16 protein-coding genes are annotated in these 15,652 nt (G+C 55.6%); all 16 read left to right on the top strand.

The annotated features are described in order from the left end of the window. Window positions 1-42: 42 nt before the first annotated feature. The 16 genes from tilS to PL263_RS09950 all read left to right on the top strand — a co-directional run bounded on the left by tilS (window position 43) and on the right by PL263_RS09950 (window position 15,469). Entirely contained in the window at window positions 43-1,401 is a 1,359-nt protein-coding gene (gene tilS / locus PL263_RS10025; RefSeq protein ID WP_278209307.1) for a tRNA lysidine(34) synthetase TilS, read from the top strand. Next, window positions 1,385-1,603, top strand: coding sequence for a hypothetical protein (locus tag PL263_RS10020; RefSeq protein WP_278209306.1), 219 nt, complete (start codon window positions 1,385-1,387; stop codon window positions 1,601-1,603). Before tilS ends, PL263_RS10020 begins: the two co-directional genes overlap by 17 nt. Window positions 1,604-1,605: 2 nt before the next feature. Then, window positions 1,606-1,800: a hypothetical protein gene (locus tag PL263_RS10015; protein ID WP_278209305.1), complete on the top strand. Its 195-nt coding sequence runs from the start codon at window positions 1,606-1,608 to the stop codon at window positions 1,798-1,800. 158 nt (window positions 1,801-1,958) lie between these two features. Then, window positions 1,959-3,599, top strand: coding sequence for a CTP synthase (locus tag PL263_RS10010; RefSeq protein WP_278209304.1), 1,641 nt, complete (start codon window positions 1,959-1,961; stop codon window positions 3,597-3,599). Window positions 3,600-3,611: 12 nt separating this feature from the next. Beyond that, window positions 3,612-4,448 (top strand): 3-deoxy-8-phosphooctulonate synthase, encoded by an 837-nt coding sequence (kdsA, locus tag PL263_RS10005; protein ID WP_278209303.1) that lies wholly within the window; start codon window positions 3,612-3,614, stop codon window positions 4,446-4,448. A gap of 43 nt (window positions 4,449-4,491) precedes the next feature. Further along, a complete protein-coding gene (gene eno / locus PL263_RS10000) occupies window positions 4,492-5,775 on the top strand; it encodes a phosphopyruvate hydratase (RefSeq protein ID WP_140913026.1) in 1,284 nt (427 codons plus the stop codon). 184 nt (window positions 5,776-5,959) lie between these two features. Then, window positions 5,960-6,175, top strand: coding sequence for a septum formation initiator family protein (locus PL263_RS09995; protein WP_347568911.1), 216 nt, complete (start codon window positions 5,960-5,962; stop codon window positions 6,173-6,175). Between the two features lie 3 nt (window positions 6,176-6,178). Then, entirely contained in the window at window positions 6,179-6,874 is a 696-nt protein-coding gene (ispD, locus tag PL263_RS09990; protein ID WP_278209302.1) for a 2-C-methyl-D-erythritol 4-phosphate cytidylyltransferase, read from the top strand. Further along, window positions 6,871-7,344, top strand: coding sequence for a 2-C-methyl-D-erythritol 2,4-cyclodiphosphate synthase (ispF, locus tag PL263_RS09985; protein ID WP_256612312.1), 474 nt, complete (start codon window positions 6,871-6,873; stop codon window positions 7,342-7,344). Before ispD ends, ispF begins: the two co-directional genes overlap by 4 nt. A 15-nt stretch (window positions 7,345-7,359) precedes the next feature. Beyond that, window positions 7,360-7,839, top strand: coding sequence for a hypothetical protein (locus tag PL263_RS09980; RefSeq protein ID WP_186289608.1), 480 nt, complete (start codon window positions 7,360-7,362; stop codon window positions 7,837-7,839). A 17-nt stretch (window positions 7,840-7,856) separates the two neighbouring features. Next, window positions 7,857-8,900 carry a tRNA pseudouridine(13) synthase TruD gene (locus PL263_RS09975; protein WP_278209301.1) on the top strand — a complete coding sequence of 348 codons (1,044 nt, stop codon included), beginning with the start codon at window positions 7,857-7,859 and terminating at the stop codon, window positions 8,898-8,900. Window positions 8,901-9,025: 125 nt separating this feature from the next. Next, the gene (locus PL263_RS09970) at window positions 9,026-11,176 is read left to right on the top strand and encodes a type I secretion system permease/ATPase (RefSeq protein ID WP_278209300.1); all 2,151 of its coding nucleotides are present in this window, start codon (window positions 9,026-9,028) and stop codon (window positions 11,174-11,176) included. Further along, complete coding sequence (locus PL263_RS09965) at window positions 11,173-12,537, top strand: HlyD family type I secretion periplasmic adaptor subunit (RefSeq protein WP_278209299.1); 1,365 nt, start codon at window positions 11,173-11,175, stop codon at window positions 12,535-12,537. The genes PL263_RS09970 and PL263_RS09965 overlap by 4 nt, the downstream gene beginning before the upstream one ends. A gap of 27 nt (window positions 12,538-12,564) precedes the next feature. Further along, window positions 12,565-13,215 carry a response regulator transcription factor gene (locus PL263_RS09960; RefSeq protein WP_278209298.1) on the top strand — a complete coding sequence of 217 codons (651 nt, stop codon included), beginning with the start codon at window positions 12,565-12,567 and terminating at the stop codon, window positions 13,213-13,215. Further along, window positions 13,212-14,540 (top strand): TolC family outer membrane protein, encoded by a 1,329-nt coding sequence (locus tag PL263_RS09955; protein ID WP_278209297.1) that lies wholly within the window; start codon window positions 13,212-13,214, stop codon window positions 14,538-14,540. The genes PL263_RS09960 and PL263_RS09955 overlap by 4 nt, the downstream gene beginning before the upstream one ends. Window positions 14,541-14,986: 446 nt before the next feature. Continuing rightward, window positions 14,987-15,469, top strand: coding sequence for a hypothetical protein (locus PL263_RS09950; RefSeq protein WP_278209296.1), 483 nt, complete (start codon window positions 14,987-14,989; stop codon window positions 15,467-15,469). Window positions 15,470-15,652: the final 183 nt, after the last annotated feature.

Raw genomic sequence — 15,652 nt, 5'->3', positions numbered from 1 at the left:
CGTCCGTTTAGACAAAAGGCCGGCTGCGTTCGGCCTTTTTTTATGAACCCGAAAATCTCTAGTCTCGACCCGCGTCTGATCACTGCGCTATTGCCGCCGGATTGTCGAACGGTTTACGTGGCCTATAGCGGCGGTGTGGATTCGCATGTGTTGCTCCATTTGGCCGCAGTCGGAGCCGGACTACAAGAGCGCATTGTCGCCGTATACGTCAACCACGGTTTGCAAGCCAGCGCCGATGCGTGGGGCGAGCATTGCCGCCGCCAGTGCCTGGAATTGCGGGTGGCGTTTCAAATTGTCAAGGTCGATGCCGTTGCCCGAAACGGTGAAGGCCCCGAGGCTGCGGCGCGCGAAGCAAGGTACCGGGCTTTGCGTCCATTGTTGGAGGAGGGCGACGTGTTGTTGCTGGCGCAACATCGCGAGGACCAAGCGGAGACGTTGTTGCTGCAATTGTTCAGGGGGGCGGGGGTGGCCGGCTTGGCTGGCATGCCTGTCGATGCAGCATTTGGCCGCGGGCGTATGCTGCGGCCTTTTTTGGATAAGTCTAAAAAAGATATTTGCGACTATGCGCGCGCCAATCATCTGCAATGGGTGGATGATCCGAGTAACCAAAGCAGCGATTTCGATCGCAACTTTCTGCGCAATCAAATCCTGCCGTTGTTGAAGCAGCGCTGGCCGGCGCTGGATAAAACAGTGGCGCGTTCGGCCGCGCATTGCGGCGAAGCCTCACGGATGTTAGAGGATTGGGTAGGACCGGTTTTGGCGGAAATGCTCGACCCTGAAAGCAAAAGTATCTGTCTTGCCGGTTTAAGCCGGCTCAGCGACTCGCAGCGCCGCTTTGTGTTGCGGAAGTGGCTGACCTCATTCGGGTTGAAGCCGCCGAGTGCCGCAGTGATCGATGCGCTGACGGCACAAGCCACCAACCGTCAGGGTAAAACATCGGCGCCGCAGCTCCAAATTCAGGGGTATCATGTCCTCGGTTATCGGCAAAAATTGTTTTGCATCCCGGCGGTCGCGTTGGATAAATTCGCAGGTAATTTGTTGTGGCCGAAACCGGATACCCGGTTAGATTTGGGAAACGGCTATGGTTTGGTCAGGGCGGAAGCCTGTTCCGGAATCGCCAAGGCTCATTGGGACGGAGCCGAAGTGTCGGTAAAGGCTCGAGTTGGCGGCGAAAAGCTCAAGTTATCCGGACGTGCTGGGCATCATTGCCTGAAGAAGTTGTACCAGGAGGCGGCTATTCCGCCCTGGGAACGTGATCAGCGGCCGTTGCTCTATATGGACGGGCGTCTGGCGGCGGTAGCGGGCTTATGGGTCGCGGAATGGGCTTGGGCCAGCGGTGAGGCTGCTTGTTATCGAGTGGATTGGAAGGCCAGTCGCTGGCTTGATGATTCCGTTTTTTGACCAAGGGGTGGAGATGTTTCCGGATGTTCTGCAGAGTGCGATTGTCGGGATGATGGTGGCGATCCCGACCATCGTCGTTTATAAAAAGGCCGGTTTGCATCCGGCTTGGGCTGTGTTGGTATTTTTGCCGGTGTTCGGCTTGTTGTTGGTATTCTTGCAGTTGGCGTTCCAAGGATGGCCTAACCTGAAACAGGAGCGGTGACCATGGAATTGTTTTTTATCCTTTTGCCGGCCTACATTCTCTTCTGTCTTTGGCTGGGCAATCGCATTTTGCAAAAAGCCGGGTTCGACGGGCGTTGGGCGCTAGTGTTGCTGGTGCCGGTGGTGAACATCATCATGATTTGGGTGTTCGCATTCAGCTCCTGGCCGAATTTGCGGTCGGGCGCAAAGTTGGAATGATCGGGAGTTGCCGGCCTGTTAAGCAAAGTCGGCCTTCGGGTTCCGCTTGGGTGCTGTTTGGATTGATCGGGCTAATTTAGCGGCAAGCTGCGGCCAAAGCTGCTAAAATCGTCGTTTGTTTTGATCCTGCTATTCGCTAAACAGGGCGCAAATCCTTAATGACAAAATTCATCTTTATCACCGGCGGCGTGGTGTCTTCCTTGGGAAAAGGCATTGCCGCTTCATCGCTGGCGGCGATTCTGGAAGATCGCGGCCTGAAAGTCACCATCACCAAACTCGATCCTTACATCAATGTCGATCCCGGCACGATGAGCCCGTTCCAGCACGGCGAAGTGTTCGTCACCGAGGACGGCGCCGAAACCGACCTCGACCTGGGCCATTACGAGCGGTTTTTGAAAACCACGATGGCCAAGAAAAACAACTTCACCACCGGCCAGGTTTACGAGCAGGTTCTACGTAACGAACGTAAAGGTGAATACCTTGGCGCCACGGTGCAGGTCATTCCGCACATCACCGACGAAATCAAGCGCCGGGTGTTCGCCAGTGCCGAAGGCATGGACATCGGTATCATCGAAGTCGGCGGCACGGTCGGCGACATCGAGTCGCTGCCGTTCCTGGAAACCATTCGCCAAATGGGCGTGGAACTGGGCCGCGACCGCGCGGTATTCATCCATTTGACGCTGGTGCCCTACATCAAGTCGGCCGGCGAGCTGAAAACCAAGCCGACGCAGCACTCGGTCAAAGAATTACGCACCATCGGGATTCAGCCGGACATTCTGATCTGCCGCTCCGAGCAGCCGATTCCGGCCAGCGAGCGCCGCAAGATTGCGCTGTTCACCAACGTCAGCGAAAAAGCCGTGATTTCGGCGATCGACGCCGACACCATTTATCGCATCCCGCTGTTATTGCGCGAACAAGGCCTGGATGATCTGGTGGTGCATCAGTTGCGTCTGGATGTGCCGCCGGCCGATTTGACCGCCTGGGAAAAAGTCGTCGACGGTCTGACCCATCCGACCGACGAGGTGCAAATCGCCATCGTCGGTAAATACGTCGACCACACCGACGCCTATAAATCGCTGAACGAAGCCTTGCTCCACGCCGGTATCCATACCCGGCATAAGGTCGAAATCAAATACATCGACTCGGAAACCATCGAGCAGGAAGGCACGGCGCAATTGAAAGACGTCGACGCGATTCTGGTGCCGGGCGGTTTCGGCGAGCGCGGCGTCGAAGGCAAAATTTCCACCGTGCGTTTCGCCCGCGAGCACAAAATTCCTTACCTCGGCATCTGCCTGGGCATGCAATCGGCAGTGATCGAGTTCGCCAGAAACGTGGTGGGTTTGGAAGGCGCGCACAGTACCGAATTTTTGCCGAAAAGCCCGCATCCGGTGATCGGTTTGATTACCGAATGGATGGACGAAGCCGGCGAACTGGTGACCCGCGACGAAGATTCCGACATCGGCGGCACTATGCGCCTGGGCGCGCAAAAATGCCGGTTGAAGTCCGATTCGCTAGCCTTCGATGTGTATCAGAAGGATGTGATCACCGAGCGTCACCGCCACCGCTACGAGTTCAACAACCAGTATTTGAAACAATTGGAAGCCGCCGGCATGCGTTTTTCCGGCAAATCGCTGGACGGTCGTTTGGTGGAGATCGTCGAATTGGCCGACCACCCTTGGTTCCTGGCTTGCCAGTTCCATCCCGAATTCACCTCGACGCCGCGCAACGGCCATCCGTTGTTTTCCGGTTTCGTCGAAGCGGCCGCCAAGCACAAACAGCATTCATCCGCATCCAATTAATCAAGGTCAAGTATGCAACTTTGCAATTTCGAAGTCGGACTCGACAAACCGTTATTTCTGATCGCCGGCACTTGCGTCATCGAAAGCGAACAAATGACGCTGGATACCGCCGGTAAACTCAAGGAAATCACCGACGAGCTCGGCATCCCGTTTATTTACAAATCCTCGTTCGACAAAGCCAATCGCTCGTCGATGAGCAGTTTCCGCGGCCTGGGCCTGGAAACCGGCTTGCAGATTCTGGAAAAGGTCAAGCAACAACTGAATGTGCCGGTGCTGACCGATGTGCACGAAGATACGCCGCTGGCCGAAGTTGCCGCCGTCGTCGACGTGATGCAAACCCCGGCTTTCCTGTGCCGGCAAACCAATTTCATCCAAAGTGTCGCGGCCCAAGGCATACCGGTCAATATCAAGAAAGGCCAGTTCATGGCGCCCTGGGACATGGGCAATGTGGTTGCCAAGGCCAAGGCTACCGGTAACGACAAGATCATGGTCTGCGAGCGCGGTGTCTCGTTCGGTTACAACAATCTGGTGTCCGATATGCGTTCGTTGGCAGTGATGCGCGACACCCAATGTCCGGTGGTGTTCGACGCCACCCACTCGGTACAGTTACCGGGCGGGCAGGGCAGTTGTTCCGGCGGCCAGCGCGAGCATGTGCCGGTGTTGGCGCGGGCGGCAGTGGCGGTCGGCGTTGCCGGCCTGTTCATGGAGACCCATCCGAAGCCGGAAGAAGCCCTGAGCGACGGCCCCAACTCCTGGCCGCTGCACCGGATGCAAGAATTGCTGGAAACCTTGATGACCATAGACCGCGCCGTTAAAGCTCAGGCCTTCATCGAAACCACCTTAGGCTGAAAAAATTAATAACTAATCCATCCTTACCACGGAGCAAGCAAAGATCATGAGAATCGTTGATGTAAAAGCTAGAGAAGTTCTGGACTCGCGCGGCAACCCCAGCGTCGAAGCCGAAGTGTATTTGGATTCCGGCGTCGTCGGCAGCGCGATGGTGCCGTCAGGCGCCTCCACCGGCGAGCGCGAAGCCATCGAATTGCGCGACGGCGACAAAAACCGCTACCTGGGCAAAGGCGTCTTGAAAGCCGTCAATAACGTCAACACGGCATTAAAAGACGCTGTCGTGGGCATGCAAGCCGACGATCAAGCGGCGCTGGATCAAAAAATGATCGATCTGGACGGCACCAATGCGAAAAGCAACCTGGGCGCCAACGCCATCTTGGGCGTATCGATGGCCGCCGCCCGCGCCGCCGCGCAAGAAGCCGGCAAACCGTTGTACCAGTTCATGAACAAATCCGGCGAATTCATCCTGCCGGTGCCGATGATGAACATCATCAACGGCGGTTCGCACGCCGACAACAGTGTCGACCTGCAAGAATTCATGATTCTGCCGGTCGGCGCGCCAACCTTCCGCGAAGCGATCCGTTACGGCGCCGAAGTGTTTCATAACCTGGCCAAAGTGTTGAAAGGCAAAGGCTTGGCCACCACCGTCGGCGACGAAGGCGGTTTCGCGCCTAACCTGCGTTCCAACGAAGAAGCCATCGAAGTCATCCTGGAAGCGATCGAAAAAGCCGGTTACAAAGCGGGCCAAGACATCTACCTGGGTATGGACGCGGCCGCTTCCGAGTATTTCGAAAACGACAAATACTTCCTCTCCGCCGAAAACCGCAGCTTTACTTCCACCGAGATGGTCGATTTCCTGGCCGCCTGGGTTGATAAATATCCGATTATTTCGATTGAAGACGGTCTGGACGAAAACGACTGGGACGGTTGGAAATATCAAACCGAAAAACTGGGTAATCGCATTCAATTGGTCGGTGACGACTTGTTTGTGACCAACCCGGCCATTTTGAAAGAAGGCATCGAAAAAGGTATCGCCAACTCGATTTTGATCAAAGTCAACCAAATCGGTACCCTGACCGAGACCCTGGAAGCGATCAACATGGCTGGTGCGGCTGGCTACAGCGCCGTGGTTTCTCATCGCTCCGGCGAAACCGAAGACACCACCATTGCCGACTTGGTTGTCGCCACCGGCACCGGCCAAATCAAAACCGGTTCCTTGAGCCGCTCCGACCGCGTCGCCAAGTACAACCGTCTGATGAAAATCGAAGACGAGTTGGGTGCGAAAGCCCGCTATGCCGGCCGTAGCGCATTTAAAATGCTGAAATAAAAGCGTAGGTTGGGTTTACCCAAAGGGCATATAACGCGCTAGCCGTAACCCAACACGTCGGCTTTTAAGTTGGGTTACACCCTTCGCTACCGCTCAGGGTTAACCCAACCTACATTTTCGAGATAACGCCATCAAAACTCTGATCCTTGTCATCATTGTCCTGACGCTGCACTTCCAATACCGGTTGTGGTTCGGCGATGCCAGTCTGTCGCAAATTCGCGAATATCGCGCGCGGTTGGAGGAATTGACCAAGGAAGCTCAAGAGAAAAAAGAGCGTAACGATACTTTGTATGCCGAGGTTAAAGACTTGCGCAAGGGTCTGGAAACCATCGAAGAACGCGCCCGCTACGAACTGGGCATGATCAAGGAAAACGAAACTTTCTTTCAAGTGCTGGAATAGCGCATGAACCAAATTCCCCAATGCTGGGCTGTAGTGCCTGCAGCCGGAGTCGGCAAACGCATGCAAGCCGATCGCCCCAAACAATATCTGCCGCTGGCCGGCAAGACCGTCATCGAACACACTTTGAGTCGCTTGCTGGCATCCGGCGCGTTTCAAAAAGTCGCGGTGGCGATTTCCGTTGAAGACCCGTATTGGCCGGAACTGGAAATCTCCAAACATCCCGACGTGATTACCGCTCCCGGCGGCAAGGAACGCGCCGATTCGGTGTTGTCGGCTTTGAAAGCGTTGCAAGGCCTAGCTGAGGAAGACGATTGGGTGTTGGTCCACGATGCCGCGAGGCCGTGTTTGACCGCCTCCGATATTCATCTGCAAATCGACAGCCTGAAAGATGACGCCGTCGGCGGCATCCTGGCCTTGAGTTCGCACGACACCCTGAAACACGTCGACGGCGATACCATCACTGCGACCATCGACCGCAAGCACGTCTGGCGGGCGCTGACGCCGCAAATGTTCAAATACGCCATGCTGCGCGACGCGCTGCAACAGACCGAAGGCAATCCGGCCGTGACCGACGAAGCCAGCGCGCTGGAAATCCTGGGCTACAAGCCTAAAATCGTCGAAGGCCGCCCCGACAACATCAAAATCACCCGCCCGGAAGATCTGGCCCTGGCGCAATTCTATATGGAGCAACAAGCATGATCCGAGTCGGCATGGGCTACGATGTTCACCGCTTCAACGACGGCGACCACATTATTCTCGGCGGCGTCACCATTCCTTATGAAAAAGGCCTGGAGGCCCATTCCGACGGCGACGTGGTCTTGCACGCGCTGGCGGATGCGATCCTCGGCGCGGCGGCGCTGGGCGACATCGGCAAGCATTTTCCGGATACCGATCCCGAATTCAAGGGCGCCGACAGCAGGGTGTTGTTGCGCCACGTTTACGGCATCGTTAAGGAAAAAGGCTATAAGCTGGTAAACGCCGACGTCACCATCATCGCCCAGGCGCCGAAAATGCTGCCGCACGTGCCGGCCATGCGCGCCAATATCGCCGCCGACCTGGAAACCGACATCGATTTCATAAACGTCAAAGCCACCACCACCGAGAAACTCGGCTTCGAGGGCCGCAAGGAAGGCATCGCGGTACAGGCGGTGGTGTTGATTGAGAAATAAGCTTGGCGGAATTTGATGCGGAACCGGATTTGTCTCCCTAATTTGAAATTGGCTTTTGTTGGATTGACGGCAATCTGCCTCTCATATTCAGCGTTGGCAGACGAAAAATTCGCCAAAACGTTATGTGGTGGGGCCTCTGTCGAAGTAAGCGCAGAGAGATTTCCTGATGCCAAGTTAGCCTTATCTAAAATAGTCCTCTCCGCCAGCTCCGGGAAAGAATCAATTCGTTTGGTTTTTGACAACACGGTCGACGGTCCAAAAGCAGCCGAGTACTTTTTTGCCGCTTGTCTAAAAGGAAAAGATCAACGTTCGTACATCGTTTTCCAAAATTATTGCGGCGGTTCCGGATGCCATGATTTGGACAACTTTGGTATTATCGATGCGGCGTCACTGCGCGTATTGTTGGCACCGTCGGATAACAATCATTCTCTTGCTGACCAAATTATCGGTCATCCCGTCCAGCCTCTTTTTGACTATAAGGAACGTTTTTTCTGAGCCGCTTGCCGTTAAATTTGGAATCAAGCGGTTTTGATTTAATTTGCGGGCCATACGCCCACGGCGGCCCATCCGGCAGTGCCGACATCAAAACCATCCCTGACGACTTCATCGTCGAAGAAATCCTTGGCTTCGAGCCGGAAGGCAACGGCGAACATGTCTTTTTATTCATCGAAAAAATTGGCGAAAACACCGAATACATCGCCCGCCTGTTAGCCCGCCATGCTGGGGTCAGGCAACGCGACATCGGCTATGCCGGCCTGAAAGATCGCCATGGCCGCACCCGGCAATGGTTCAGCGTCTGGCTGCCGGGCAAAGACGATCCCGATTGGTCGGCGGTCGAATCGGAAACGCTAACAGTCCTGCAAGCGGTTCGCCATCCGCGCAAACTGAAGCGCGGCGTGTTGGTCGGTAACCGTTTCGAAATTCTGCTCCGCAACTGGCAGGGCGACCGCACGCAAACCGAATCCCAACTGCGACAGATCCAAGCGCATGGCTTCCCCAATTACTTCGGCCCGCAACGCTTCGGCCACCAAGGGCGCAACCTCGAGAAAGCTCTGGCGCTGTTCGGCGGCGCCAAAATTAAACGCGAGCAAGCATCGATTTATCTGTCCGCTGCCCGTTCCTATTTGTTCAATCTGATCCTGGCCGAGCGCGTCCGCCAAGGCTGCTGGAACCGCGCTTTAGCCGGTGATGTGTTCAAGCTGGCGGCAAGCAATAGCGTGTTTGCCGACGAAGCGGCAGATGCCGGCCTGTCAGCGCGGGTGGTGGCCGGCGAGATTCATCCGACCGCCGTTCTGTACGGCAAATCCGGCCTGTTTGCCGTGGCCGATGCCGGCGAAATAGAACAATCGGTTTTAAACAATAATCCGCTATTGGTCGAGGGCTTGCGAGATCATGCGGATGCCGCCGACCGTCGGGCATTGCGGGCGATACCGGGCGAACTGCGCTGGAACTGGGAAAGCCAGGGCCTGCGGTTAGTTTTTTCGCTGCCGGCCGGCAGTTATGCTACGGCGTTAGTGAGGGAGTTGGTCGGCTGCGACAACGCTGGAGATCTTTAAATTTCAAAGTAAATTGGACTTGGGTACAAGTGTTGGTAGGAATGTGATCTTAATCAATTTATAATCTGGAGCCGAAGCCGGACCGGTTCCACTATAAAAATAATCACTACCGACCCAATAACCCGATGCCCGATAGCCTGCAGAGTGTAGGACCTGCCAATCCCAAGTTTGACGATCCGCTATTGCTGGCACTGCTCTCGGTCTGCAAAATTCTGCATATTCCGCAAACCGAGACTGCGCTGGTGGCGGGGTTGCCGTTGCAGAATCATAAACTCACTCCGGATTTGTTCCAACGTGCCGCCGAGCGCGCCGGCTTGCGCAGCAGCCTGCTGCGTAGACCTTTGGCGCGGATTTCCAATCTGGTATTGCCGGTCGTACTGTTGCTGAAGGACGGCAACACCTGCGTTCTGGTTGGCAGGGAAGGCGATCGCTGTAGCGTCGTCGTGCCGGAAACCGAAAGCGGCGAAAAAATCGTCGATGCCGGCGAACTGGAGGCCTTGTACAGCGGTATGGCGTTCTTCGTGCAACTTAACCACCGCTTCGATGCCAGAACCGAGGAATCCGCGCTGCCAAAGGCCACGCATTGGTTTTGGGATGTTATCGCCAAGTCCTGGCCGATTTACGCTGAAGTGGTGGCGGCGTCGTTATTGGTGAATCTGTTCGCGTTAGCGACGCCGCTGTTTTTTATGAACGTTTACGATCGGGTGGTACCGAACCGCGCCTTGGAGACTCTGTGGGTGCTGGCGATCGGTATTTTGATTGTATTCGGCTTCGAATTGGCGATGAAATTGCTCCGCAGCTACTTTATCGATTCGGCCGGCAAGCGGGCCGATATCATCCTGTCCGCGACTATTTTCGAGAAACTGATGGGGTTACGGATGGAGGCCAAGCCGGCCTCGGTCGGCGGTTTTGCCAATAATCTGAGCGAATTCGAGTCGTTTCGCGAATTTTTAACCTCGGCGACCCTCGCAACCCTGATCGATCTGCCGTTTCTGGTACTGTTTTTGTTGATTATCTCCAGCATCGGCGGCCATTTGGCTTGGATTCCGTTCGGCATATTGCCGCTGGCGGTGTTGATCGGCGTCACCTTGCAAGCACCGTTGAAGGCTACGATTCAAGCCCTGTTTAAAGCCGGCGCCGAGAAAAACGCCACGCTGGTCGAAGCGCTTACCAATCTGGAGACGATCAAAGCCGCCGGCGCCGAAGGTCAGTTGCAGGCGCGTTGGGAAAAAGGCATCGGCGAGATCGCACGCTTGGGTTTGAAGTCGCGGTTCTACTCCGGATTGGCGGTCAACTTAACCGCATTCTTTCAGCAATTGGCCTCGGTGATGATGGTTGTGGCCGGCGTTTACCTGATTGCCGACGGCGATTTGACCACCGGCGGGCTGGTAGCGTGCACGATGTTGACCTCGCGCGCTTTGGCGCCGGTCGGCCAGGTCGCGGCACTATTGACCCGCTATCATCAGGCGCGTGCGGCGCTGGATTCCTTGACCCGGATGATGGCCTTGCCGGTCGAACGTGAAGCCGGGCGCGACTATTTGCATCGGCCGCGCTTTGCCGGCGATATCGAATTCAAAAACGTGGTGTTCAATTACCCGCAGCAGCCGGTCAACGCACTGGAAGGCGTCTCGTTCAAAATTAAAGCCGGCGAACGGGTCGGCGTCATCGGCCGCATCGGCTCCGGCAAGAGTACGCTGGAGCGCCTGATCCTAGGTCTTTACCAGGTCCGGCAGGGGGCGGTATTGATCGACGGCACCGATATCCGCCAACTCGATCCGGCCGACTTGCGCCGCCAGATCGGTTATGTGCCGCAGGATATTTCGTTACTCTACGGCAGTGTCAAAGACAATATCACGCTCGGTTCCGGTTTCGCCGACGACCAACAAGTGTTGCGAGCGGCGCGGATTGCCGGCGTCGACGCGTTCGTGAACAAACATCCGGCCGGTTTCGATTTGCAGGTCGGCGAAGGTGGTGCCAATTTATCCGGCGGTCAGCGCCAGAGCATCGCATTGGCCAGAGCGCTGGTATTGTCGCCGCCGATTTTCGTATTGGACGAACCGACCAATGCGATGGACAACAGTAGCGAGGAAGGTTTCAAACAGCGTTTTGCCGCCGAGCTCCAAGGCCAGACGCTGATTTTGGTCACGCATCGCATGTCGCTGTTGAGCTTGGTCGACCGGCTGATCGTAATGGATGGCGGCCATATCGTGGCTGACGGTCCGAAAGATCATGTGCTGGAAGCCTTGCGCCAGGGCCAGATCAAGGTTGCGGCATGACGTTATTGCAGAAGATCGCCGCATGGCGGGCTGCCAAGCGTTACCGCGCCGAAGATCAGAATTTTCTGAACGACGTCAACGCGGCCAATCTGTACGAAGTGCCGCTGCAAGGCCACCTGATTCTGTGGCTGACGCTGGCTTTTGTGGTGATCGCCTTAGTCTGGGCCGGGTTTGCTCCTATCGACGAAGTGACCCGCGGCCAGGGAAAAACCATTCCCTCCAGCCAGGTTCAGGTGGTGCAGAATCTGGAGGGCGGCATCGTTTCCGACATTCTGGTGCAGGAAGGACAACTGGTGGAAAAAGACCAGGTGCTGCTGCAATTGGACGAAGTCAGATTCGCCTCGTCGTTCAAGGAAACCAAGCTGAAATATTACGAGCTGCTGGCCGCCACCGCGCGGCTGAATGCCGAAATCAACGGCACGCCGCTGCAGATTCCGGCCGATGTGGCAAAGCATGCGCCGCAGATTGTCGAAAACGCCAAGCAATTGCTGCTGTCGCGGCAGAACGAACTCAAATCCAACAGCGATATCCTTGCCGAGCAAGTCCGGCAAAAAGAGCAGGAAATTGTCGAGCTGCAATCGAAGAGCGAGCAATTGGCTCGCAGCTACCACTTATTGCAGGACGAGGTAAAAATGTCGGAACCCTTGGTGGCCGACGGCGCCATGTCGCAAGTGGAATTGCTCAGGCTGCAGCGCGCCGCCAACGATTTGAAGGGGGATTTGAATTCGGCCAATCTGGCGATACCGCGCTTGCGTTCGTCGTTGGACGAAGCGCGCAATAAACTGGCGGAAATCAAAATCCGCTACCGCACCGAAGCCTTGAAGGAGTTGAACGAAGTCAAGGCCGAACTGGACCGCACGTCGGAATCGGCAGTGGCGCTGGAAGACCGCGTCAGCCGCACCCGGGTGTTGTCGCCGGTGAAGGGCACCGTCAAGCGCATCAAAGTGGCGACGGTCGGTGGCGTGATCCAGCCCGGCATGGATTTGCTGGAAATTGTGCCGGTAGAAGACCAACTCCTGATCGAAGCCAAAATCCGCCCGGCCGATATTGCTTTTCTTCACCCCGGACAACCAGCTGTGGTAAAACTAAGCGCGTACGATTTTTCGATATACGGCGGTCTGGATGCGACGTTGGAGCATATCAGCGCCGACAGTATTCCGGGTGAGCGCAAGGACGAGGAAAACTATTACTTGATCCGCTTGCGGACGGCAAGGAATTATCTGGAAAAAAACGGCCAACGTCTTGATATCATTGCCGGGATGACGGCGGAAGTCGATATTTTGACCGGCAAGAAAACCGTACTGGACTACCTGTTGAAACCGATATTGAAAGCCAGAGATCGGGCCTTCAGAGAACGATAACTTTAGACGATATTCATACTACTCACTGTGGCTAACATACTGATTTATTCCAATAACCCTCAGTTGACCGCGCAATGGACGCATGCGTTACTGGCTGAGTACAGTGTCAGTATGCTCCACAGCATTCGCAGCGATTTTCAAGCCGACGCCGTCATCTTCGATGCCAAAAAGCTGGACGAGGACGCCAGCCTGCTGACGGTTTTTGCCAATAAACGGACCCGCTTCTTGGTGATTGGTTCCGACTGGCCGGAAGAGAAGCAAATCAACATTTTGATCAACGGTGCAGCCGGTTATTGCGAGCAGGCGGAGGCGCCTGCTCTGTTGGCGCGGGCGGTTGCCAGCATCCTGGCTGGCGACATCTGGATCCGCCGGGCGCTGGTACCGAAAGTGATCGGCGCTCTGACCGGGGCGCGGCGAATGCAGTCGGCACCCGCCAGTACGGTGGATTGCGATCGAAAACTGCAGATGCTGGCCGCGTTGTCGGCCCGCGAGTTGGAAGTGGCAAATATGATACGCCAGGGCGAAAGCAATAAACGCATCGCGTTGGCGTTGAATATATCGGAACGGACGGTGAAAGCCCATTTATCTTCGATTTTTAGGAAACTGGAAGTCGACGATAGATTGCGCTTGGCCATATTGTTGAAAGAGATCGATCAATATCAGAGAGGAACGTCATGAAATTTGCTTTGGGAATTGGCATCGGCGTAGCCATGCAGATGGGCTGTGTAACTGCGAGTCACGCATTGAGCTTGCAGCAATCGATACAAAAAGTTCTGGACGATAACCCGAAAATCCAGGCTGCCAAGTCGGAACGGCGTGCGGTCGAAGAGGAAATCGATCAGGCCAGGGCTGGCTACTTTCCCACCGTCGATGTGACAGCCGGCATCGGCTGGGAGGAGTCCAACAATCCGACCACCCGCGGCCGCGGCGACGGCTCCGTGTTTTACCATCGCGAAGAAGGCGCGATTCAAGTCAGGCAAATGCTGTTCGACGGCTTGGCGACGCCGAACGAAGTCGAACGTCAGGAAAAGCGCACCGATTCGCGTGCTTATACCGTATTCGGCCAATCCGAAATCACCGCGCTGGAAGGCGTCGAAGCTTATTTGAAAGTATTGCGCCGCCAGGAACTACTGAATCTGGCCAAGGACAACCTGCAATTGCATTTGCGCACCAACGAGCAGATCAAATTGCGCAGCGAGCGCGGCGTCGGTAAACGCGCCGACGTCGACCAATCCATGGGCCGGGTGGCATTGGCTGAAAAGAACGTTTGGTCCGAAACCGGTAATTTGAGAGACGCCGAAACCGGCTTTCAACGGGTGATCGGCATCCTGCCGGACGCGGTCGAACCGGTGGCCGCGCCGACCGCGGCGCTGCCGGCGACGATGGAGCAAGCCATAGACGAAGCCCTGGCCGAACATCCGATTCTGAAATCGGCCAACTCCGATATCGAATCGGCCTTCGCTCAACACGAAACCGCGAAGGCGCCGTATTTCCCGCGCTTCGATATCGAGACCGGCGTCAGCCATAACTACAATCTGGACGGTATTCGCGGCACCAACTCCGACATGACGGCAATGCTGCGCATGCGCTACAACATCTTCAACGGCGGCAAGGACATCGCCCGCCGCGAACAAACCGCGCAATTAATCAATCAGGCCAAGGACATCCGCGATAACACCCATCGGCAAGTGGTGGAAAGCATGCGCTTGTCGTGGGTGGCGTACGAGACCGTGAAAAGCCAGATGGATTTTTTCAAACAGCATGCCGAGTCTGCTGAAAAAACCATTACCGCCTACCAGCAGCAATTCAACATCGGCCAGCGCACCTTGTTGGACTTGCTCGATACCTTCAACGAAATGTATATCGCCAAAAGTTCGCTGATCAACGCCAAGTACGACGAGTTGTTCTCGCAATACCGGATTCTGGCGAGCAAAGGCCAGTTGAACAAATATCTGGGTACGCAATTGCCGGCTGAGGTGCAGCCGGTGAGTTTGGCGGATTAGGTTTTTTTAAAACCGGCCGCTGGTCTGGTTTGAATGGTGGGCGATTTGATGGCATGGTGATGGTTATAGTTCGGTGTGGAGATTGGTGGCAGTACGAGCCCAATCGGAAGCTTAGTGGATAACTGGTAATATCCGGAAGGGAAATTGTATGTCGATCAATGGCGTACTCTTGAAATGTGCGATTATGGATCGATATATGGTTAACCACATAATTACTTGTTAGGCGTCAGAAGCCCTCTCGTGAACACGCAGCAAGCCCTCGAACTCGGCGCGCAGATCCACGAGCTCCAGGATCTGATGATTGCGTTCGTCACCGATGGCCGAACGACGGAGCAACCAGCTAACTGTACACGACGATTCACATCGCTCTTGAGAATGCCAAGTACACCCATCCGAACCCGCACAAGTCGTTGGAGGTGTTCTGGTCGTTCTGCAAATTGCAGGAGATGAAAACCTACACGAGCAGGAGAGCCTACGTTGAGAGCCTCTATGCAGACGTTCTTTTGGATCTGAAGCGCATTCAAGCGCACAAACCGACTTCTCGAAACTGGACGAAGGCGAACGATGTGTTGGCCGATGAATTGTCGCCGGTCCGAACACAGTGGCTGAAGGCGAAGAACTTCATCGTCGCCAGTCAGCCGGACTTCGAAAACTCCATCAAGGAGTCCGTGAACTCCGTAGAGTCATGTTTGATGATCCTTCTCGATGAGCCAAAAGGCACTCTCGGGAAGTTGATCAAACGCGCCGAGATCGACGAGGACATTCAACGCCTTGTCAGTCAGGTCTACGGGATGGCAAGCAACCGCGCGTTCGTCCGCCATGGGGGAACTGAGGCGTCGTCGCTTGGCCGGGCTGAGGCTGAGTTCTTCTTGGAGTTTGCAGCTTCCTCCATCATCTATCTCACGGCAAAGTTCAAGCGTAGAAGCTGACACTTAACGAATAAGGTTAGCCAGTGGGTGGGCACGGCATTTTGTGCCCACGCGGTAAATATAGGCCTTCGTGTCTTGTGTCGCTAACGCGACGGTTGCTTTGAATGTCGGTTCGCGGACCGACAACCGCGATACTTTCTTTTGCGTGGCCAAAAGAAAGTATCCAAAGAAAAGGCCACCCCA

Origin of the sequence: Methylomonas sp. EFPC3 (assembly GCF_029643245.1) — a bacterium.
GTDB classification, from domain to species: domain Bacteria; phylum Pseudomonadota; class Gammaproteobacteria; order Methylococcales; family Methylomonadaceae; genus Methylomonas; species Methylomonas koyamae_B.
Note: the sequence above shows the minus strand (reverse complement) of the source record. Positions and strands in the feature narration are given on the sequence as shown.

Bases quoted from the DNA above. Each gene is read 5' to 3' on its own strand.
- tilS (WP_278209307.1), top strand. From the start codon at position 43: ATGAACCCGAAAATCTCTAGTCTCGACCCGCGTCTGATCACTGCGCTA.
- PL263_RS10020 (WP_278209306.1), top strand. From the start codon at position 1,385: ATGATTCCGTTTTTTGACCAAGGGGTGGAGATGTTTCCGGATGTTCTG.
- PL263_RS10015 (WP_278209305.1), top strand. From the start codon at position 1,606: ATGGAATTGTTTTTTATCCTTTTGCCGGCCTACATTCTCTTCTGTCTT.
- PL263_RS10010 (WP_278209304.1), top strand. From the start codon at position 1,959: ATGACAAAATTCATCTTTATCACCGGCGGCGTGGTGTCTTCCTTGGGA.
- kdsA (WP_278209303.1), top strand. From the start codon at position 3,612: ATGCAACTTTGCAATTTCGAAGTCGGACTCGACAAACCGTTATTTCTG.
- ispD (WP_278209302.1), top strand. From the start codon at position 6,179: ATGAACCAAATTCCCCAATGCTGGGCTGTAGTGCCTGCAGCCGGAGTC.
- ispF (WP_256612312.1), top strand. From the start codon at position 6,871: ATGATCCGAGTCGGCATGGGCTACGATGTTCACCGCTTCAACGACGGC.
- PL263_RS09980 (WP_186289608.1), top strand. From the start codon at position 7,360: ATGCGGAACCGGATTTGTCTCCCTAATTTGAAATTGGCTTTTGTTGGA.
- PL263_RS09970 (WP_278209300.1), top strand. From the start codon at position 9,026: ATGCCCGATAGCCTGCAGAGTGTAGGACCTGCCAATCCCAAGTTTGAC.
- PL263_RS09965 (WP_278209299.1), top strand. From the start codon at position 11,173: ATGACGTTATTGCAGAAGATCGCCGCATGGCGGGCTGCCAAGCGTTAC.
- PL263_RS09955 (WP_278209297.1), top strand. From the start codon at position 13,212: ATGAAATTTGCTTTGGGAATTGGCATCGGCGTAGCCATGCAGATGGGC.
- PL263_RS09950 (WP_278209296.1), top strand. From the start codon at position 14,987: ATGAAAACCTACACGAGCAGGAGAGCCTACGTTGAGAGCCTCTATGCA.